We start from the raw sequence: 21,004 nt of genomic DNA on the forward strand, positions 1-21,004 counted from the left end.
AATTTTAATTGTGATTATAAATAGTTTAAAAAAAATTTTAATAAATTAATGATGTTATTATTATATATAAGTTAATTTTTAATATTTTTTATAAAAATATCTAATTCAGTAATAAAATTATAAGTTATTAAAAATTTATTTAAAATATCTTAACCTTAAATCTTATTACAATATATTTATGATATTTCATATTATAAATTTTCTTGTTTTTTATAAAATATCATAAATTATTTATTTTTTAAATTTTATTTTTTTTATCATATTCTGGCGGTCTAACTTCTTTTCTATTCATTAAATCATCAATTTGCATTGAACCTATTGTTTCATATTTTATAAGTGTATTTTTCATGTTATGTAAAATATCAATATTATTTTTTAAAATTTTAAATGATCTATTATAATTTTCTTCTATTAAATATTTTACTTCCTGATCAATAATTTTTGCTGTATCATCAGACATATGTTTAGCTTTAGCAACTGATCTTCCTAAAAAAATTTCTTCTTCTTCTTCTGTATATAATAAAGGTCCTAATTTTTTAGAAAAACCCCATTGTGTTACCATCTTTCTTGCAATATTAGTTGCAACTTTAATATCATTTGAGGACCCTGTTGATACATATTTTTCTCCGTAAATTATTTCTTCAGCAATTCTACCTCCATATAATGTAGATATTTTACTTTCTAATCTTTGACGACTGATACTAATAATATCAATTTCAGGTAAAAAAAATGTAACTCCTAATGCTCGCCCCCTAGGAATAATTGTAACTTTATGTACTGGATCGTGATCTGGAACTAATCTTCCTATAATTACATGACCTGCTTCATGATAAGCAGTTGCCTCTTTTTGTTTTTCTGTCATTACTAAAGAACGTCTTTCTGTACCCATCATAATTTTATCTTTTGCTTTTTCTAATTCTAACATAGAAACAACATTATAATTTTGACGAGCTGCTAATAAAGCTGCTTCATTTATTAAATTTGCTAAATCAGCACCTGAAAAACCTGGAGTACCTCTAGCTAAAATTTTTAAATCTACTTCTTTTGAAATAGGTACATTTTTAATATGTATTTTTAAAATTTGTTCTCTTCCTCTTATATCTGGTAAACCTACTGTTACTTGACGATCAAAACGTCCAGGTCTTAAAAGAGCAGGATCTAATACATCGGGACGATTAGTTGCAGCAATTACTATAATACTTTCATTATTATTAAAACCATCCATTTCTACTAACATTTGATTTAATGTTTGTTCTCTTTCATCATGACCTCCTCCTAAACCTGCACCTCTTTGTCTTCCTACTGCATCTATTTCATCAATAAAAATAATACATGGAGCTAATTTTTTAGCTTGATTAAACATATCTCTTACTCTTGAAGCTCCTACACCTACAAACATTTCTACAAAATCAGAACCTGAAATAATAAAAAATGGTACTTTTGATTCTCCTGCTATAGCTTTAGCTAATAAAGTTTTACCTGTTCCTGGAGGTCCAACCATTAAAATACCTTTAGGAATTTTACCTCCTAATTTTTGAAATTTTTTAGGTTCTTTTAAATAATCTACTAATTCTCTAACTTCTTCTTTTGCTTCATCACATCCAGCAACATCATTAAATGTAATTTTGATTTGATTTGATGTTAAAATTTGTGCTTTACTTTTCCCAAAAGATAAAGCTCCTTTACTACTATTTTGTAATTGACGAATAAAAAAAATCCAAATACCAATTAATAAGAACATTGGAAACCATGCAATAAAAATAGATAATAATATGCTAGGTTTTGGAAGAGGTTCTCCTAATATCTTAATTTTTTTTAAAAATAGTACTTTTAGTAAATTAGGATCACTCATTGGTAAATAAGTAATATAACGACTATTATCCTTTCTAAAAACATGAATTTTTCTACCATTAATACTCGTTTTAATTATTTTATTTTGTTTAATTTCAGATAAAAAAGTTGAATATGAAATTTGATTTTTTTTATTAAATTTATTTGGATTTAAACTCTGGAAAACAGATATAAATATGACTGTAATTGCTAACCAGAAAATTAGATTTTTTGCCATATCTTTCAAAAAATAACCCCTTGTAACTTTATAGTATATTATATATTAATTTTTATATTTTTTTGCAACAATATAAATTTCACTTGATTGAGATCTTGAAGCATTAGGTTTTCTAATTTTAACTATTTTAAATATAGAATTAATCTTATTATAATATCGGATTAGTTCATGACTTTGAAAAGTTTTTACTAAAAAAATTCCATTATGTTTTAAATGAGAATAACATAATTTTAAAGTTAATTCATTTAAATAAATAATCCGAGGTATATCTATTTCTTTTATCCCAGAAATATTAGGAGACATATCAGACATTATCATATGTACTTTTATTTTATTAAGTTTTTCTATTATTTTATTAAAAAAAATAGAATTACATATATTACCTTGATAAAAATTAACATTTTTAATATTCTTCATTGGTAATATATCACATGAAATAATTTTTCCTTTATTACCAATTTTTAATGAAGCAAAACTAGACCATCCACCAGGGGAAGATCCTAAATCAATTATAGTCATACCTTTTTTAAAAATTTTATCTATTTTTTCTATTTCTGCTAATTTAAACCATGATCTTGATCTATATTTATTAATATTTTTTTGAACTTTTTTTATATAAAAATCTTTAAAATTATTTTTTAACCATATTTTAGATTTTCTATTTTTTTTATAATTCATAAAATTATTTATTTTAGAATATTAAATATTTATTTCATAAAATAATTTTTAATAATAGTATCAAAAAATTTTAAATATTACAATTTGTAAAGAATAAACTTATGATATTATTCATATTAAAAAATTATGTTTTATTTTAAATATATAATTTTTAATTAGCATTTAATAATTCAGTTAAATTAGCAGCAGCAGAATCTGCTGAAGAAATATTATTTGTTTTTTTATCAATATTCTTTTTATTAATACGATTTGTATGATAGGAGTATCCAGTTCCTGCAGGAATTAATCTACCTACAATTACATTTTCTTTTAGTCCTTTTAATTTGTCACTTTTTCCTGCTACAGATGATTCTGTTAAAACTCTTGTTGTTTCTTGGAAAGAAGCAGCTGAAATAAAAGAAGAAGTAGCTAAAGATGCTTTAGTAATACCTAATAAATCACGATTATATAATGCTATATTTTTCCCCTGATCTTTTAATTTTTTATTTTCTGTAATAATTTTAAAAACTTCTACTTGTTCTCCCTCTAAAAAACAAGAATCCCCCATTTTTATTATAGTAGCTTTACGTAACATTTGACGTATAATTACTTCTATATGTTTATCATTAATCTTTACGCCTTGTAATCGATAAACATCTTGTACTTCATTAATTATATAATTAGTAACAGCATTTACACCTCTTAATCTTAAGATATCATGTGGAGATTCAGGACCATCTGAAATAATATCTCCTTTATTAATTATTTCACCTTCAAAAATATTTAATTGTCTCCATTTAGGGATCATTTCTTCATATGGTTCTATATCTGAATTCATAGGTGTAATTATTATTCTTCTTTTTCCTTTTGTTTCTTTACCAAATGAAATAATACCACTAATTTCTGCTAAAATAGCAGCATCTTTAGGTTTTCTTGCTTCAAATAAATCTGCTACTCTTGGAAGTCCTCCAGTGATATCTTTAGTTCCCCCGGATTCTTGAGGAACTTTTGCCAAAACATCACCTATATTAATTATATTTCCATCTTTTAAATGAATTATAGATTTATTAGGTAAAAAATAATGTGCTGGCATATCTGTACCAGGTACAATTATATCTTCATTATTCTTATCTAAAATTTTAATCATAGGTCTAAGATCTCTACCTAAAGAAGGTCGTTCTGAAGTATCCAATACAACTATAGATACTAATCCTGTTAAATCGTCAGTTTGTTTTATAACAGTTTGTCCTTCTAATATATCAATAAATTTTATTTTTCCAGTAACCTCAGTAATAATTGGCATACTATGAGGATCCCAATATGAAACTATTTCACCAGCAATAATATGAGAACCATTTTTTTTTGTTATGATCGCACCATATGGTATTTTATAACTTTCTATAATTTTATTTAAGTGATCAATAACTTTTAATTCAGCATTTCTAGAAATTACTACTAATTTATTAGTAGTATTTATAACAGATTTTGTATTTATTAATTTAATAATTCCATTATCTTTAACTTGTATACTAGATTCTGCGGCAGATCTTGAAGCAGCTCCTCCAATATGAAATGTTCTCATTGTTAATTGTGTACCCGGTTCACCTATAGATTGAGCTGCAATAACACCTATTGCTTCTCCTTTATTTATAATATGTCCTCTAGCTAAATCACGACCATAACAATGTGCACATACTCCAAAAGAAGTTTCACAACTAACAACAGATCTTACTTTAATATTATCAATTGAATTTTTTTCTAAAATATCACAATATTTTTCATTTAATAATGTATTATTACGAATTAAAATTGTTTTACCATCTGTTTGTACTACATCTTCTGCTGTTACTCTACCTAACACTCTTTCTCTTAACGATTCTTTTATATCTCCTCCTGTAATAATAGAAGAAATTCTTATTCCTCCTAAAGTATGACAATCATTTTCTGTTATAACTAAATCTTGTGCTACATCTACTAACCTTCTCGTTAAATATCCAGAATTAGCTGTTTTTAAAGCAGTATCTGCTAATCCCTTTCTAGCACCATGGGTAGATATAAAATATTGTAAAACATTTAAACCTTCTCTAAAATTAGCAATAATTGGAGTTTCAATAATAGAACCATCAGGTTTGGCCATTAAACCTCTCATTCCAGCTAACTGTCTAATTTGTGCTGCAGAACCTCTAGCACCAGAATCTGCCATCATAAAAATATTATTGAAAGAACTTTGTTTAATTAAATTACCTTTCTTATCAATTATTTTTTCTACTGATAAATTTTTCATCATAGATTTAGCTATTTTTTCATTTGCAGCAGCCCAGATATCAATTACTTTATTATATCTCTCCCCAGAAGTAACAAGACCTGATTGAAATTGTTCTTGAATTTCATTAACTTCTAATTTTGCTTCATTAATAATTTCAGTTTTATTATTTGGGATAATTATATCATCTATACCAACAGAAGAACCTGATTTAGTAGCATACTTAAATCCAGTATACATAATTTGGTCAGCAAAAATAACTGTAGCTTTTAATCCTAAAATTCTATAACATATATTAAGAATATTAGAAATATCCTTTTTCCCTAAAGTTTTATTTACCATATGATAAGGTATTCCTTTAGGTACTTGATTCCAAAAAATAGCCCTTCCAATTGTAGTATCGACAAGAATATAATTCTTAATCCATTTATTTGTTAATGAATTTTTTGTATATTCTTTAATTTTAACTTTAACACGAGAATGTAAATCTACTTGTCCTGAATTATATGCACGTTCTACTTCTTTAGGACCTGTTAATATCATTCCTTCCCCATATGCATTAATTTTATCTTTAGTCATGTAATATATACCTAATACTACATCTTGTGATGGAACAATAATTGGTTCTCCATTTGCTGGTGATAAAATATTATTAGTAGACATCATTAAAATTCTTGCTTCTAATTGAGCTTCTAATGTTAAAGGAATATGAACAGCCATTTGATCACCATCAAAATCAGCATTATAAGCTGCACATACTAAAGGATGTAATTGTATTGCTTTACCTTCAATTAGAATAGGTTCAAAAGCTTGTATACCTAATCTATGTAAAGTAGGTGCTCTATTTAATAAGATAGGATGTTCTTTAATTACTTCTTCTAATATATCCCATACTATTGAGTCTTCTTTTTCTACCATTTTTTTTGCAGCTTTAATAGTATTTGCAAAACCTTTAATTTCTAATTTACCATATATAAATGGTTTAAATAATTCTAATGCCATTTTTTTAGGTAAACCACATTGGTGTAAACGTAAATAAGGACCTACTGTTATAACAGATCTTCCTGAATAATCAACTCTTTTACCTAATAAATTTTGTCTAAATCTTCCTTGTTTACCTTTAATCATATCTGCTAATGATTTTAAAGGACGTTTATTAGAACCTGTGATAGCTTTACCTCTTCTTCCATTATCTAGTAATGCATCAACAGCTTCTTGTAACATTCTTTTTTCATTTTTTACTATAATATCAGGAGCTGATAATTCTAGTAAACGTTTTAATCTGTTATTACGATTAATAACTCTACGATATAAATCATTTAAATCTGATGTTGCAAATCTACCTCCATCTAAAGGTACTAAAGGTCTTAAGTCAGGAGGTAATACAGGTAATATATTCATTATCATCCATTCTGGTTTATTACCTGAACTTATAAAAGATTCTAATAATTTAATTCTTTTAGCTATTTTTTTTCTTTTAGTTTCTGAATTTGTATTATATAATTCATGACGTAATAGTTTACATTCTTGTTTTAAATTAATATTTTTTAATAAATATTGTATAGCTTCAGCTCCTATTTTAGCTTCAAATTCATTTCCAAATTCTTCTAATAAATCTAAATACTGTTCTTCAGATAAAATTTGCTTTTTTTTTAATGAGGACATACCTTCTTTAATAACAACATAAGATTCAAAATATAAGACTTTTTCTATATCTCTTAAGGGCATATTAAGTAATAAACCTATTCTAGAAGGTAAAGATTTTAAAAACCATATATGAGCAATTGGAGATGCTAATTCAATATGACCCATTCTATCTCGTCTAACTTTAGTTTGCGTAACTTCAACACCACATTTTTCACAAACAACACCTCTATGTTTTAAACGTTTATATTTACCGCATAAACATTCATAGTCTTTAATAGGTCCAAAAATACGAGCACAAAATAAACCATCCCTTTCAGGTTTAAAAGTACGGTAATTAATTGTTTCAGGTTTTTTGACTTCTCCAAAAGACCAAGATTTTATCATATCAGAAGAAGCTAGAGAAAGTTTTATTGAATCAAATTCTTCTATTTTTTTTTGTGATTTTAAAAAATTAAATAAATCTTTCACAAATTTATTACCTCAATTATATTAACTAACAAAATTTTAATATAAAATTATTATTCTGTATTTTCTAAACTTATATTTATACCTAATGAACGTATTTCTTTAAGTAAAACATTAAAAGATTCTGGAATACCAGCTTCCATCTGATGATTACCATCCACAATATTTTTATACATTTTAGTTCTACCATTTACATCATCAGATTTAATTGTTAACATTTCTTGTAAAGTATATGCAGCTCCATATGCTTCTAAAGCCCAAACTTCCATTTCTCCAAATCTTTGCCCACCAAATTGAGCTTTTCCCCCTAATGGTTGTTGCGTTACAAGACTATATGAACCTGTAGATCTAGCATGCATTTTATCATCTACTAAATGATTTAATTTTAACATATACATGTATCCTACAGTAACCGGTCTTTCAAAAGCTTCTCCTGTACGTCCATCATATAATTTAATTTGTCCAGAAATTGGTAAACCGGATAATTTTAATAATTCTTTTATTTCTTGTTCTTGAGCACCATCAAAAACTGGAGTAGCAATAGGCATTCCTTTTTTTAAATTATTTGCTAATGTATTTATTTCACTATCAGTAAAATTATCTAAATCTATTTTTTGACGTATATTATTACCAATACTATATGCTTTATGAAGAAAGGTACGTATTTTATCTATCTTTGTTTTTTCTTTTAATAAAATATTAATTTTATTTCCAATACCTTTTGCAGCCATGCCTAAATGAGTTTCTAATATTTGTCCTATATTCATTCTAGATGGAACTCCTAATGGATTTAAAATAATATCAATTGGAACCCCATTTTCATCATAAGGCATGTCTTCTACAGGACAAATTTTAGAAATAACTCCTTTATTTCCATGTCTTCCTGCCATTTTATCACCTGATTGTATTTGTCTTTTTACAGCTAAATTTACTTTAATAATTTTTAAAATACCAGGTGCTAAATCATTCCCTTGCATAATTTTATTTTTTTGTAATTTAATTTTTTTTTCAAAAATATCCTTTATTTCTTTATATTGTTTAATAAAATTATCTAATTGATAATTTTTTAATTTTGCTTGTAATAAAATAATGAAGTTTATATCAAAAATTTTTATATTTTCTTTTTTAAGAAAATTATTTTTTAATAAAAAATTTTTTATAGTTAATAATATATTTTGTTCAAAAATTTTTTGTTCAGCAAATAAATCTTCTTTTACTTGCTTTAATTGCATTTCTTCTATTTCTATAGTTCTTTTATCTTTTTTTACACCTTCTCTTGTAAAAATTTGCACATCAATAACAGTCCCATATACACCGTTAGGAACACGTAAAGAAGTATCTTTTACATCAGAAGCTTTTTCACCAAAAATAGCACGTAATAATTTTTCTTCTGGTGATAATTGTGTTTCTCCCTTAGGAGTTACTTTACCTACAAGAATATCTCCATTTTTTACTTCAGCTCCAACATATACAATACCAGATTCATCTAATTTAGATAAAGAAGATTCACTAACATTTGGTATATCAGAGGTAATTTCTTCTTGACCTAACTTAGTATCACGAGATATACAAGATAATTCTTGTATATGTATAGTAGTAAATTTATCTTCTTGAACAACTTTTTCTGATAATAAAATAGAATCTTCAAAATTATAACCATTCCATGGCATGAAAGCTACTCTCATATTTTGACCTAATGCTAATTCTCCTAAATCTGTAGCAGGGCCATCTGCTAATACATCTCCTTTTTTAACTAATTCTCCTAAATTTACGGATGGGATCTGATTAATACATGTATTTTGATTTGATCTTATATATTTTTCTAAATGATATATATCTATATCATTTTTAATATTAATAGTATCGTTATTATCTTTTTTTATTATAATACGAGAAGCATCTACATATTGTATAATTCCAGAATTTTTTGCAATTACGGTAACACCTGAATCAACTGCTACAATTCTTTCCATTCCAGTTCCTACTAAAGGTTTTTCTGTTTTTAACGTAGGAACAGCTTGTCTCTGCATATTTGCTCCCATTAAAGCACGATTAGCATCATCATGCTCTAAAAAAGGAATTAAAGAAGCACCTATAGAAACAATTTGTTGTGTAGAAACATCCATATAATGAACTTGTTCTTTTTTAAATAAACCTGATTCACCTTTATAACGGCATGTAATAAATTTATCAATTATATATTTTTCTTCATTAATATTAGTATTAGCTTGTGCAATAATGAAATTACCTTCTTCTATTGAAGATAAATATTTAATACTATCAGTAACAAATCCATTTTTTATTAATCTATATGGTGATTCCAAAAATCCGTATTGATTTGTTCTTGCATATACTGATAAAGAATTTATTAAACCTATATTAGGTCCTTCTGGAGTTTCAATAGGACATATTCTACCATAATGTGTAGGATGTACATCTCTAACTTCAAAGCCAGCTCTTTCTCTAGTTAATCCTCCAGGTCCTAAAGCAGAAATACGTCGTTTATGTGTAATTTCTGATAATGGATTATTTTGATCCATAAATTGTGATAATTGACTAGAACAAAAAAATTCCTTTAAAGCAGCAGAAATCGGTTTAGCATTAATCATATCTTGAGGTAAGATAGTTTCAATATCTCCTAAAGATAATCTTTCTCTAACTGCTCTTTCAACACGTATTAAACCTATGCGAAATTGATTTTCTGCCATTTCTCCAATTGAACGAATTCTTCTATTTCCTAAATGATCAATATCATCAATATTTCCAGTACCATTACGGATATTAATTAATTTTTTAATAACATCAATAATATCTTCTTTACTTAAAATTCCAGAACCAAAAATAGATTTTCTTGATAAAGAACGATTAAATTTCATTCTTCCTACAGGAGATAAATCATAACGATCTTCCATGAAAAATAATTTTTTAAATAAAATTTCTGCCGCTTCTTTTGTAGGAGGTTCTCCAGGACGCATCATTCTATAAATTTCTACTAAAGCATCTAACCGTGTAATTGTACTATCTATTTTTAATGTTTCAGAAATATAATTTCCATGATCTAAATCATTAGTAAAAATAGTTTCAATAATATTATTATTTTTAAAAATTTGATTAATGATCTCTAGAGATAAAGGAGAATTTGCAGAAATAATTACTTCTCCTGTTGTTGGATTAATATAATCCTTGATAACTCTCTTTCCTATCATATATTCTATAGGAATATTTATACATTTTAAATTTTTTTTTTTTAGTTGATTAATATGACGTATTGTAATTCTTTTGCCTTTTTCGACATAAGTAATATTGTTAGATTTAATATCGAAAAATGCTGTTTCTCCCCTTAGTCTATCGGGTATTAATAACATTTCTATTTGATTATTTTTTATTTCATAAATATCTTTTTCAAAAAAGATATCTAATATTTCTTCTATATCGTAGTTTAAAGCACGTAAAATAACTGTAACCGGTAATTTTCTTCTTCTATCTATACGTACAAAAATATTATCTTTAGGATCAAATTCAAAATCTAACCAAGAACCTCTATAAGGAATAATACGAGCATTATATAATATTTTTCCTGAAGAATGTGTTTTACCTTTATCACTATCAAAAAAAACACCTGGGCTTCTATGTAATTGTGAAACAACAACACGTTCAATACCATTAACGATAAAAGTACCATTTTTAGTCATTAATGGTATTTCACCCATATATACTTCTTGTTCACGTATGTTTTTAATTGATAATTCAGGTTTTTCTTTATCATAAATAATTAATCGTAATATTACTTTTATAGGAGCAGAATAAGTCATACCTCTTGTATGACATTCTTTAACACTAAATAGTGATTTTTCTAAACGATAATCTACATATGCTAATTTTGCATGACCACTATAACTAGTTATAGGAAATATACTTTTAAATGCAGCTTCTAAACCATATTGTCCTGTAAGATCTTTTTTTATAAATTTTTTAAATGAATCAATTTGGATAGATAGTAAATATGGAATATTTAAAACTTGAAGTCTTTTTCCAAAATCTTTACGAATACGTTTTTTTTCAGTTTGAGAATAAACCATATGGTTCCTCAGTTATCTGATCAATTAAACAATTTAATTAAATTAATATTTATGCTATTAAATATTATTTTATATAAATAAATTTTTATTTAAATTATTAAAAAATTATTTAATTTCTATTTCTGCTCCAGAAATTTTTAATTTAGATTCTAAATCTAATGCTTCTGTTTTATTAATAGATTCTTTTAATATTACAGGAGCAGATTCAACTAAATCTTTAGCTTCTTTTAATCCTAAACCCATTATACTTCTAACGGCTTTGATAACAGAAATTTTATTTTTTCCTATACTTTTTAAGTATATATTAAATTCTGTTTGTTCTTCTTTTTCGACTTTATCTTGATTACTATTTTTTTCATTTGTTATACTAGAAACACCAAATTTTTTTTCTATAGAACTTATTAATTCCATTAAATCCATAATTGACATAGATTCTATAGCCTTTATAATTTGCTCTTTAGTTATTGACATAATAATACTTTCCTAAAAATAATAATATTTTTTAAAATAAAATAAATTTATTTGATATTCTTAATTGCAAGTAAAATTCTAAGAAATTTTCCTATAGAAATATCTTTTATAATTACTATAAAACGTGTTATAGCTTCTTTATATGTAGGTAAATCAGCTAAAAGGTTAATATTTTCACTATTTATTATTTTATTATCAAATGCTGCTACTTTAATTTTAAAATTTTCATTTAATTTACTAAAATTATTAAATAAACGAGCAGCGGCTCCAGGATGTTTTAGTGAATACGCAATTAATATAGGACCTTTTATGAAAGGTTCTAAACATTTAAAATTACTATTTTTAATAATTAATTTTAATAATTTATTTCTTACAATACTTATAATAATATCATTTTTTCTACTTTTTTTCCTTAATTCATTTAAATTATTACTATTAACACCACAAAAATCAGCAATAACAGCTGACAAAGCATGTTTATTTATTTTACTTATTTTTGCAATAATCATTTTTTTTTTTGTAATATTTAATGACATTCTAAAATGATTGCACTCCTATTTTTTATTAAAAATTATGATTGTAATATAAAAAAAATTTTTGTAAAGTGAAATATTAATTTACCAAATTTATACAATCTTTTGTAATTTCTATAGAGAGTCCCATAGTTGATGATATGTATATTTTTTTTATATAATTACCTTTTAATTGTGTTGGTTTATATTTTTTTAAACTTTTTAATAAAGTTTGTAAATTTTCTTTAATTTTATTATTTTCAAAATTAATTTTTCCTATACTAGCATGAATAATACCGTTTTTATCATTACGAAAATTAATTTGTCCATTACGTATTTTTTTTATTGTTTTAGATATATCATTTGTTATTGTACCTAATTTAGGATTAGGCATTAATCCTTTAGGTCCTAAAATAGGTCCTAATTTACTAACAATGTCCATTGCTTCTGGTGTAGATATTACTACATCAAATTTTTTTTCACCATTAATAATTTTTGTTGATAAATCATTCATTCCAATTAATTTTATTCCTAATTCTTTTGCTTTAATTGCTTCTTTTCCACTAGCAAAAACTGCAAACCTTACTTGTTTCCCAGTACCATTAGGTAAACAAACACTTCCTCTAATATTTTGTTCTGTTTTTTTTGTATTTATACCTAAATTAATAGCAATATCAATACTTTCAATAAATTTTACTTTACTTAAATTTTTTAAATTATTAATAGCATTATCTATAGAAAATTGATTTTTCAAATTTATGTTTTTAAACATTAAATCCATACGTTTTGTTAATTTTCCCATTATTTAATCCTCAATAATTAATCCCATAGAAAGAGCGGTACCCTTTATAGAAGACATCATAGATTTAATATTTACTCCAGTCATATCAATATATTTTATTTCAGCAATTTTACGAATTTGATCTTGTGTAATTGTACCAATTTTTTCTATTTTTGGTTTATTTGATCCTTTTTTAATTCCAAGCATTTTTTTTATCATTGCAGATACTGGAGGAGTTTTAGTAATAAATGTAAAAGTTTTATCAACATAAATTGTAATTACTACTGGTATAGGAATACCTTTTTCCAAATTACTAGTTTTTGAATTAAAAATATTACAGAAATTCATAATATTAACACCATGTTGTCCTAATGCTGGTCCAATAGGAGGACTAGGATTAGCACTACCAGCAGGTACTTGTAATTTTACATAAGTTTTAATTTTTTTTGCCATACATATATCTCAGTTAATTAACATTTATCCTTTTTCTACTTGACGAAAATCTAAATCTACAGGAGTAGATCTTCCAAAAATTGATACAGATACCTTTAATCTACTTTTTTCATAATCTACTTCCTCTACTGTTCCATTAAAATCAGAAAAAGGTCCATCTTTTACTCTAATTATTTCTCCTGGATCAAATATTGTTTTTGGTCTAGGTTTATCTCCAATTTTCTGTAAACGATTAATAATTATATTTACTTCTTTATCACTAATAGGTAAAGGATTATCAGATTTTCCTCCAATAAAACCTAAAACTTTAGGTACACTACGTACTAAATGCCAACTTAATTCTTTCATAATCATATGAATTAATATATATCCTGGAAAAAATTTACGATCACTTTTATATTTTTGTCCTCCACGTATTTCAACTACAGCTTCAGTAGGAACTAAAATTTTACCAAAATAATTATCCATATTATGAATTTTTATATATTCTTTTAATGATTGAGCAACACGATGTTCAAAACCAGAACGAGCTTGAATAACATACCATTTTTTTTTTAAAGATTTATTCATTATTATAACCTCGTTCCAGTTAAAAATGATATTAAATAAATTAAAAAATTATCTAATATACAAAAAATAATAGAAATTATTGTAATAATTAGTATTATTATTAATGATGTATTCCAAGTATCTTTATAAGAAGGCCATATAACTTTACGAGCTTCCATACGTGCATTATATATAAAAGAAAATAATTTTTTACCTTTTTTTGTAAAGGAAATAATAAATATTATTAATGTTAATATAAAAAACAATAAAATTAAACGAATAGATAAATTTATATTTGGATAATTATAATTTAATACTAAAATAATAACTAATAAAATTGTACTAATAAACCATTTTACAATATCTGTAATATATTTATTTATATTTTTTTTAAATTCTATAATATTCATTGTATATTAACCAAAAGAAACTAATATAGAATAATATATAAATTATAAAGAAACTTTACTAATAATTTATTAAATATTTTAATATTTAAAAAAAAAGAATCAAAGGGAGTATTTTCCCTTATCTTCTTTTATACATATTATTTATTGTAAAACTTTAGTAACTACTCCTGCCCCAACTGTACGACCGCCTTCACGAATAGCAAAACGTAAACCATTAGTCATTGCTATAGGATAAATTAATGTAACAATCATATTAATATTATCGCCAGGCATAACCATTTCAATATTTGAAGATAATTCTATAGTCCCCGTTACATCTGTAGTTCTAAAATAAAATTGAGGACGATATCCTTTAAAAAAGGCTGTATGTCTACCACCTTCATCTTTAGATAAGATATAAACTTCTGCTTCAAATTTAATATGTGGTGTGATTGAACCAGGTTTAGCTAAAACTTGTCCTCTTTCTATATCTTCTCTTTTAATTCCTCTAAGAAGAACTCCTACATTTTCACCCGCACGTCCTTCATCTAATAATTTACGAAACATTTCTACTCCAGTACAAATAGATTTTATAGTATTTCTAATACCTATAATTTCTACTTCTTCTCCTACTTTTATAATACCTCTTTCTACTCTTCCTGTTACTACTGTTCCTCTTCCTGAGATTGAAAAAACATCTTCTATAGGTAATAAAAAGGGTTTATCAATTGCTCTTATAGGATTAGGTATATACGTATCTAAAGTATTTGCTAATTCAATAATTTTTTCTTCCCATTTTTTATCACCTTCAAGTGCTTTTAAAGCTGATCCTTGAATAATAGGAGTAGTATCTCCTGGGAAATTATATTGTGTTAATAAATCACGTACTTCCATTTCTACTAATTCTAATAATTCTTCATCATCAACCATATCACATTTGTTTAGAAAAACTATAATATAAGGAACTCCTACTTGTCTTGCTAATAAAATATGTTCTCTAGTTTGTGGCATAGGACCATCTGTTGCTGCAACTACTAATATAGCACCATCCATTTGTGCTGCTCCAGTAATCATATTTTTTACATAATCAGCATGTCCTGGACAATCTACATGAGCATAATGTCTGTTTTTAGTATCATATTCAACATGAGATGTATTTATTGTTATACCTCTTGCTTTTTCTTCAGGAGCATTATCAATTTGATCAAATGCTTTTGCTGAACCACCATATTTTTTAGATAAAACAGTAGTTATTGCTGCTGTTAAAGTTGTTTTTCCATGATCGACATGTCCTATAGTACCCACATTAATATGTGGTTTAGAACGTTCAAATTTTTTTTTAGACACAGATTAATATCCTTCTAAATAAATTAATATATATTTAATCTTATTAAAATTTTATGATTTAGATCTAGATTCAATAATTATTTTTGCAATACTATTAGGTGCTTTAATATATTTTAAAAATTCCATAGTATATGAAGCTCTTCCTTGACTATAAGAACGTAAATCAGTAGCATAACCAAACATTTCTGATAAAGGAACACAAGCACGTATAGTTTTTCCAGTAGGAATATTATTCATACCTTCTATAATTCCTCTTCTACGATTTAAATCTCCAATAACATCTCCCATATATTCTTCGGGAGTTTCAACTTCTACTTTCATTATAGGTTCAAGTAAAATAGGATTAGCTTTTTTAAATGCATTTTTAAATGCAATAGCCGCAGCTAATTTAAAAGCTAATTCAGAAGAATCTACATCATGATAAGAACCATAATGAAGTCTTACTGAAATATTGACCACGGGATAACTTGCCATAGGTCCAGATTTTAATTGTTCTTGAATACTTTTATCTATTGCTGAAATATATTCACTAGGTATTACACCACCTTTTATATCATTAGTAAATAAATAACCTATATTATTTTTTTGTGATTTTAATGGAGCAATATCTATTACTACATGCCCATATTGTCCTCTGCCGCCAGTTTGTTTAATATATTTTCCTTCTATATTAGTAATAGTGTTTTGTATAGTTTCTCTATAAGAAACTTGTGGTTTTCCAATATTTGCAGATACATTAAATTCTCTTTTCATTCTATCAACAATTATTTCTAAATGTAATTCTCCCATACCAGCAATAATAGTTTGATTTGTTTCTTCATTTGTCCAACTTTTTAATGAAGGATCTTCTTTTATAAGACGATTTAAAGCTAAACCCATTTTTTCTTGATCTATTTTAGTTTTAGGTTCTATTGCAATAGAAATAACAGGTTCTGGAAATTCCATAGTTTCCAAAATAATACATTTATTAATATCACATAATGTATCTCCTGTTGTTACATTTTTTAATCCAATAGCAGCTGCAATATCTCCAGCATATACTTTTTTTATTTCTTCTCTTTTATTAGCATGCATTTGAACAATTCTACCAATACGTTCTTTTTGGTTTTTTATAGAATTATATATAGTTTCTCCACTACTAATAGTTCCAGAATATACTCTAAAAAAAGTTAAATTCCCAACAAAAGAATCATTAGCAATTTTAAAAGCTAAAGCAGAAAACGGTTCTTTATCATTAGTATTACGAGTTACTATAATTTTTTTTTTATTATTAGATATTCCTTGAATTGGAGGTATATCTTTAGGTGATGGTAAATAATCAATTATTGCATCTAATAATGCTTGTACTCCTTTATTTTTAAAAGCGGAACCACATGTTATTAAAGTAATTTCATTATTTAAAACTCTTTTTCTTAAAGAAGATTTAATTTCCTGTATCGAAATTTTATTTCCATTTAAATATTTTTCTAATAATATTTCATTAGATTCTACTGCAGTTTCTATTAATTTTTGATTCCAAACTTCAGCTTCTTTTTTCATATTTAAAGGTATACTGGTATAGTTACAATTTATTCCTTGATCTTGTTCATTCCAATTCAAAGCTTTCATTTGTATTAAATCAATTATACCCGTAAATTGTTGTTCAGAACCAATAGGTAATTGTAATGGAACTGCTTCTGTTAATAAATTATTTTCTATTTGTTGAATTACTTTTTTAAAATTTGCACCCATTCTATCCATTTTATTTATAAAAGCAATTCTGGGCACTTTATATTTATTAGCCTGTCTCCATACTGTTTCTGACTGAGGTTGTACTCCTCCTACGGCACAATAGATCATAACAACACCATCTAAAACTCTCATAGAACGTTCTACTTCAATTGTAAAATCTACATGTCCTGGTGTATCAATAATATTAATTCTATGTGATTTATATTGATTAAACATTCCTGTCCAAAAAGTTGTGGTGGCAGCAGAAGTAATTGTAATTCCTCTTTCTTGTTCTTGTTCCATCCAATCCATTGTAGCTGCACCATCATGAACTTCTCCTATTTTATGATTTACTCCTGTATAAAATAAAATTCTTTCTGTTGTAGTTGTTTTTCCTGCATCAATATGTGCGCTAATACCAATATTACGATATCTTGTTATAGGAGTTTTACGGCCCATATATTTATTCCTCTATTTTATTATATAAAAAAATTTAAAATTATATTAATATTATTTTAATAAAATATTAAATATTAAATATTGATTTAGCTACGCATATTTTATTGATTAATTGATTCATTATATTTTAAATTATTTAAATTTTTTTTAATCTAATATCTTACCAACGGTAATGAGCAAAAGCTTTATTAGCTTCTGCCATTTTATGTATTTCTTCACGTTTTTTAACAGCATTTCCTTTATTTTCCAAAGCATCTAATAATTCATTAGTTAATTTTATAATCATAGATTTTTCATGTCTTTTTCTTGCAGAATTAACTAACCAACGCATAGCTAAAGTATTTCTTCTTATTGGTCTAATTTCAACAGGAACTTGATATGTTGAACCACCTACTCTTCTTGATTTTACTTCAACTATAGGTTTTACATTTTCTAATACGTTTAAAAAAATATCTATTTCTTTTTTACCTATTTTTTTTTTTATTGTATTTAATGCAGAATAAACAATAGACTCTGCAATAGATTTTTTACCATTTATCATAAGTATATTAATAAATTTAGCTAATAAATCTGATTCAAATTGAGGATCTGGTAATATTTTTCTTTGACTAATTATTCTTCTACGAGGCATAGAAATTGACTCCATTTTTTAATAAAACTCAAATAAATATAAATAAAATAATACTTAATAATATTATTTAGGTTTTTTTGCTCCATATTTTGATCTACCTTGTTTACGATCTTTTACTCCAGTACAATCTAAAGCACCTCTAATAGTATGATATCTAACTCCAGGTAAATCTTTTACTCTACCCCCTCTTATTAAAATTACAGAATGTTCTTGTAAATTATGTCCTTCTCCTGAAATATAAGAAGTTACTTCAAAACCATTTGTTAACCTTACTCTACATACTTTTCTTAAAGCAGAATTTGGTTTTTTAGGAGTTGTTGTATATACTTTTGTACATACACCTCTTTTTTGTGGAGAAGAATTTAAAGCAGGTACATTTGTTTTAATTATTTTTCGTTTTCTATATTTTCTAACCAATTGATTAATTGTTGCCATATTTTTTCCTAAATTTTAAAAATTATATTTATTTTTAAATATTTTTATTTAAAATACTTACCATATTATTTGTTTTTTATTTTTTATTATTAAATTAACAAATTTTTTATAATTTATACGTATAATTTTTTCTGAAATATTTAAATTTAAACCTCTGGCCAATATATCATCATTTATTGCAAAGATTAATATTTTAATTTTTCGTTTTTTTTTAATAATTTTTTTCATAAAAACACTATTTTTTAATCCAGCTAATATCCCATCTTGAATTAATAATAAATTATCATTTTTATTTAAAATATTTAATAATAAAGAAAAATTACAAGATGTTGGAGAACTAAATAAGGTATATAACATATAAAATATTTTATTTAATTAAAAGTTAAGAATTATATTATAATTATTAATTTTTTTTTTCCATACTAATGGATTTATAATTTCAACTGGTATAATCCAACTATTATTTTTTATTCCTAATAGTTTTAAAGATTTTGAACAAACAAAATAATTTTTAATATTACATAATTGTAAAATACTAAAACTAATATTATAATTTTTTAATAAAAATTCTTTTGGTTTTTGTTGTTTTTGTATTTGTAAAATACCATCTCCTATAAAAAATAAAGCTATATCCTCAGTTAATGAGGATATAGATATTGCAGCATCAAGTCCTTCTTTACCAAGACTATTTCCATAAGGAGATGTTGAAAATATAAATGCTATTTTATTCATTAAAATTGAACTAAACGATCACAAGTTAATATGGATTTTGTAAATGTACTTAAAGTAGTTATTTTAAAGTTACTATCAATAATATTATTAATTCTTTTTTTTAAATTAATAAAATTATTTTTTTCCTTTAAAATTAAACCTCTTTTCTTAGCAGAAGAAATACATAAATATAAATCAATACGATGTTTTATACTTAATTCTTTCCAAGAATTAAGTAAATTAAATCCATCATTATCAAATTTAATATTTTTATTAGCATTACATACTCCATTTCGATAAAAAAAAATATTTTTTACTATATTTTTTGTTTGTATTACTGCTTTAGTAAATAAGTATGCAGAATAAGAATTCTGACTATTATATGGAGCTTCTGTAACTAATATTACAAAAATCATATTATTAATCCAAAAACATGTCTTATGTTAATTTAATATAATTTCTTTTCTTAAATATATATTATTTTAATATATTTATTATTTAGATATTGAATCTCTAATATCTACAAGTTCAATTTCAAATATTAAGGTAGAATTAGTTGGTATTCCAGAAATAATTTCTGAGCCATAAGCTAATTTTGGAGGTACTACTAATGTTATTTTACCACCTTTTTTAATATATTTTAAACCTTCTTTCCATCCATCTATCACTTGTTGTAAGATAATAAATAAAGGTTTATTTGGTTCTGTGCTATCAAATTCAGTTCCATCAATTAATTTTCCTGTATATTTAACAACAATAATTTGATTATTATTCGTAATTTTTTTACCAGAACCTATTTTATTAATTTTATATACTAATCCACTTTTACTTTTTTTAGCATTTTTTCTTTTTAAAAATTTTTTAATATACTGTTGGCCTATTTTTTTATTTATTTTTGATTCATTTTGTATTTCATCTGGCGTATTAATATTTTGTAAAGTTGAATCGAATAATTGTAATACTCTATCAATTTCATCATCAGAAAGTTTATATTGTCCATCTAAAGAATCAGATACACCTTGAAGAATTAATTTTCTACTTAATATTATTTTTAATATTTTTTGTATTTGATATGAATGAGTTAAATTTTTTCCTATTAGGGCACCTAAAGCATAGGAAATTTTATCATTATCATCTTTAAAAAAGATTTCTTTTTTTTTCTTTTCTATATTTTGTTTTTTTTTTTGATTTTTTATTTTTTTTTTAATAATATTTTTAGATTTATTACTATTCCACCAAGATACATTATTTAATGTAAATGCGTTTGTAGTAGATATATTTAATCCAATACTTAAAATCAATATAAGAAATATTGATACTTTTTTAGTAAAAAATTTCATTTTTTCTCCAAAATTTTTTAGTAAGATTAAAAATTAT

The 21,004-nt window shown here is 24.8% G+C and carries 17 protein-coding genes and 1 pseudogene; all 18 read right to left on the minus strand.

From position 1 onward, the window contains the following. Nucleotides 1-265: 265 nt before the first annotated feature. A pseudogene (ftsH, locus tag GJU00_RS01570) lies at nucleotides 266-2,077 on the minus strand (ATP-dependent zinc metalloprotease FtsH); the annotation flags it as partial. Between the two features lie 36 nt (nucleotides 2,078-2,113). Next, nucleotides 2,114-2,746 (minus strand): RlmE family RNA methyltransferase, encoded by a 633-nt coding sequence (locus GJU00_RS01575; protein ID WP_168893562.1) that lies wholly within the window; start codon nucleotides 2,744-2,746, stop codon nucleotides 2,114-2,116. Nucleotides 2,747-2,897: 151 nt separating this feature from the next. Then, nucleotides 2,898-7,103 (minus strand): DNA-directed RNA polymerase subunit beta', encoded by a 4,206-nt coding sequence (gene rpoC / locus GJU00_RS01580; RefSeq protein WP_168893563.1) that lies wholly within the window; start codon nucleotides 7,101-7,103, stop codon nucleotides 2,898-2,900. A 50-nt stretch (nucleotides 7,104-7,153) separates the two neighbouring features. Continuing rightward, complete coding sequence (gene rpoB, locus GJU00_RS01585; protein WP_168893564.1) at nucleotides 7,154-11,179, minus strand: DNA-directed RNA polymerase subunit beta; 4,026 nt, start codon at nucleotides 11,177-11,179, stop codon at nucleotides 7,154-7,156. A 105-nt stretch (nucleotides 11,180-11,284) separates the two neighbouring features. Next, nucleotides 11,285-11,650 (minus strand): 50S ribosomal protein L7/L12, encoded by a 366-nt coding sequence (rplL, locus tag GJU00_RS01590; RefSeq protein WP_168893565.1) that lies wholly within the window; start codon nucleotides 11,648-11,650, stop codon nucleotides 11,285-11,287. A gap of 47 nt (nucleotides 11,651-11,697) precedes the next feature. Next, a complete protein-coding gene (gene rplJ, locus GJU00_RS01595) occupies nucleotides 11,698-12,186 on the minus strand; it encodes a 50S ribosomal protein L10 (protein WP_168893566.1) in 489 nt (162 codons plus the stop codon). Nucleotides 12,187-12,262: 76 nt separating this feature from the next. Then, nucleotides 12,263-12,964 (minus strand): 50S ribosomal protein L1, encoded by a 702-nt coding sequence (gene rplA / locus GJU00_RS01600; protein ID WP_168893567.1) that lies wholly within the window; start codon nucleotides 12,962-12,964, stop codon nucleotides 12,263-12,265. 3 nt (nucleotides 12,965-12,967) lie between these two features. Further along, nucleotides 12,968-13,396: a 50S ribosomal protein L11 gene (gene rplK, locus GJU00_RS01605; protein ID WP_168893568.1), complete on the minus strand. Its 429-nt coding sequence runs from the start codon at nucleotides 13,394-13,396 to the stop codon at nucleotides 12,968-12,970. A 24-nt stretch (nucleotides 13,397-13,420) separates the two neighbouring features. Next, a complete protein-coding gene (gene nusG, locus GJU00_RS01610; protein ID WP_168893569.1) occupies nucleotides 13,421-13,966 on the minus strand; it encodes a transcription termination/antitermination protein NusG in 546 nt (181 codons plus the stop codon). 2 nt (nucleotides 13,967-13,968) lie between these two features. Then, on the minus strand, nucleotides 13,969-14,355 hold the full coding sequence (gene secE / locus GJU00_RS01615) for a preprotein translocase subunit SecE (protein ID WP_168893570.1): 387 nt from the start codon (nucleotides 14,353-14,355) through the stop codon (nucleotides 13,969-13,971). A 141-nt stretch (nucleotides 14,356-14,496) separates the two neighbouring features. After that, nucleotides 14,497-15,681 (minus strand): elongation factor Tu, encoded by a 1,185-nt coding sequence (gene tuf / locus GJU00_RS01620; RefSeq protein WP_168893571.1) that lies wholly within the window; start codon nucleotides 15,679-15,681, stop codon nucleotides 14,497-14,499. A gap of 51 nt (nucleotides 15,682-15,732) precedes the next feature. Beyond that, the gene (gene fusA, locus GJU00_RS01625; protein WP_168893572.1) at nucleotides 15,733-17,850 is read right to left on the minus strand and encodes an elongation factor G; all 2,118 of its coding nucleotides are present in this window, start codon (nucleotides 17,848-17,850) and stop codon (nucleotides 15,733-15,735) included. A 160-nt stretch (nucleotides 17,851-18,010) separates the two neighbouring features. After that, nucleotides 18,011-18,481 carry a 30S ribosomal protein S7 gene (rpsG, locus tag GJU00_RS01630; RefSeq protein ID WP_168893687.1) on the minus strand — a complete coding sequence of 157 codons (471 nt, stop codon included), beginning with the start codon at nucleotides 18,479-18,481 and terminating at the stop codon, nucleotides 18,011-18,013. Nucleotides 18,482-18,544: 63 nt separating this feature from the next. Next, on the minus strand, nucleotides 18,545-18,916 hold the full coding sequence (rpsL, locus tag GJU00_RS01635; protein WP_168893573.1) for a 30S ribosomal protein S12: 372 nt from the start codon (nucleotides 18,914-18,916) through the stop codon (nucleotides 18,545-18,547). Between the two features lie 57 nt (nucleotides 18,917-18,973). Beyond that, complete coding sequence (tusB, locus tag GJU00_RS01640; protein WP_168893574.1) at nucleotides 18,974-19,273, minus strand: sulfurtransferase complex subunit TusB; 300 nt, start codon at nucleotides 19,271-19,273, stop codon at nucleotides 18,974-18,976. A gap of 18 nt (nucleotides 19,274-19,291) precedes the next feature. Then, nucleotides 19,292-19,648 carry a sulfurtransferase complex subunit TusC gene (tusC, locus tag GJU00_RS01645; protein WP_168893575.1) on the minus strand — a complete coding sequence of 119 codons (357 nt, stop codon included), beginning with the start codon at nucleotides 19,646-19,648 and terminating at the stop codon, nucleotides 19,292-19,294. Continuing rightward, nucleotides 19,648-20,043 carry a sulfurtransferase complex subunit TusD gene (tusD, locus tag GJU00_RS01650; protein WP_168893576.1) on the minus strand — a complete coding sequence of 132 codons (396 nt, stop codon included), beginning with the start codon at nucleotides 20,041-20,043 and terminating at the stop codon, nucleotides 19,648-19,650. The genes tusC and tusD overlap by 1 nt, the downstream gene beginning before the upstream one ends. A 78-nt stretch (nucleotides 20,044-20,121) precedes the next feature. Continuing rightward, a complete protein-coding gene (fkpA, locus tag GJU00_RS01655; protein ID WP_168893577.1) occupies nucleotides 20,122-20,967 on the minus strand; it encodes an FKBP-type peptidyl-prolyl cis-trans isomerase in 846 nt (281 codons plus the stop codon). Nucleotides 20,968-21,004 lie beyond the last annotated feature (37 nt).

Source organism: Enterobacteriaceae endosymbiont of Donacia simplex (assembly GCF_012568645.1).
Taxonomy (GTDB): Bacteria; Pseudomonadota; Gammaproteobacteria; order Enterobacterales; family Enterobacteriaceae.

Excerpts from the sequence above, each read along its gene's own strand:
- secE (WP_168893570.1), bottom strand. The coding sequence starts at position 14,355 with ATGAATATTATAGAATTTAAAAAAAATATAAATAAATATATTACAGAT.
- tusD (WP_168893576.1), bottom strand. The coding sequence starts at position 20,043 with ATGATTTTTGTAATATTAGTTACAGAAGCTCCATATAATAGTCAGAAT.
- rpsL (WP_168893573.1), bottom strand. The coding sequence starts at position 18,916 with ATGGCAACAATTAATCAATTGGTTAGAAAATATAGAAAACGAAAAATA.
- nusG (WP_168893569.1), bottom strand. The coding sequence starts at position 13,966 with ATGAATAAATCTTTAAAAAAAAAATGGTATGTTATTCAAGCTCGTTCT.
- tusC (WP_168893575.1), bottom strand. The coding sequence starts at position 19,648 with ATGAATAAAATAGCATTTATATTTTCAACATCTCCTTATGGAAATAGT.
- rplL (WP_168893565.1), bottom strand. The coding sequence starts at position 11,650 with ATGTCAATAACTAAAGAGCAAATTATAAAGGCTATAGAATCTATGTCA.
- fusA (WP_168893572.1), bottom strand. The coding sequence starts at position 17,850 with ATGGGCCGTAAAACTCCTATAACAAGATATCGTAATATTGGTATTAGC.
- rplJ (WP_168893566.1), bottom strand. The coding sequence starts at position 12,186 with ATGTCATTAAATATTACAAAAAAAAAAATGATTATTGCAAAAATAAGT.
- rplK (WP_168893568.1), bottom strand. The coding sequence starts at position 13,396 with ATGGCAAAAAAAATTAAAACTTATGTAAAATTACAAGTACCTGCTGGT.
- rpsG (WP_168893687.1), bottom strand. The coding sequence starts at position 18,481 with ATGCCTCGTAGAAGAATAATTAGTCAAAGAAAAATATTACCAGATCCT.
- tusB (WP_168893574.1), bottom strand. The coding sequence starts at position 19,273 with ATGTTATATACCTTATTTAGTTCTCCAACATCTTGTAATTTTTCTTTA.
- rpoB (WP_168893564.1), bottom strand. The coding sequence starts at position 11,179 with ATGGTTTATTCTCAAACTGAAAAAAAACGTATTCGTAAAGATTTTGGA.
- fkpA (WP_168893577.1), bottom strand. The coding sequence starts at position 20,967 with ATGAAATTTTTTACTAAAAAAGTATCAATATTTCTTATATTGATTTTA.
- GJU00_RS01575 (WP_168893562.1), bottom strand. The coding sequence starts at position 2,746 with ATGAATTATAAAAAAAATAGAAAATCTAAAATATGGTTAAAAAATAAT.
- rplA (WP_168893567.1), bottom strand. The coding sequence starts at position 12,964 with ATGGGAAAATTAACAAAACGTATGGATTTAATGTTTAAAAACATAAAT.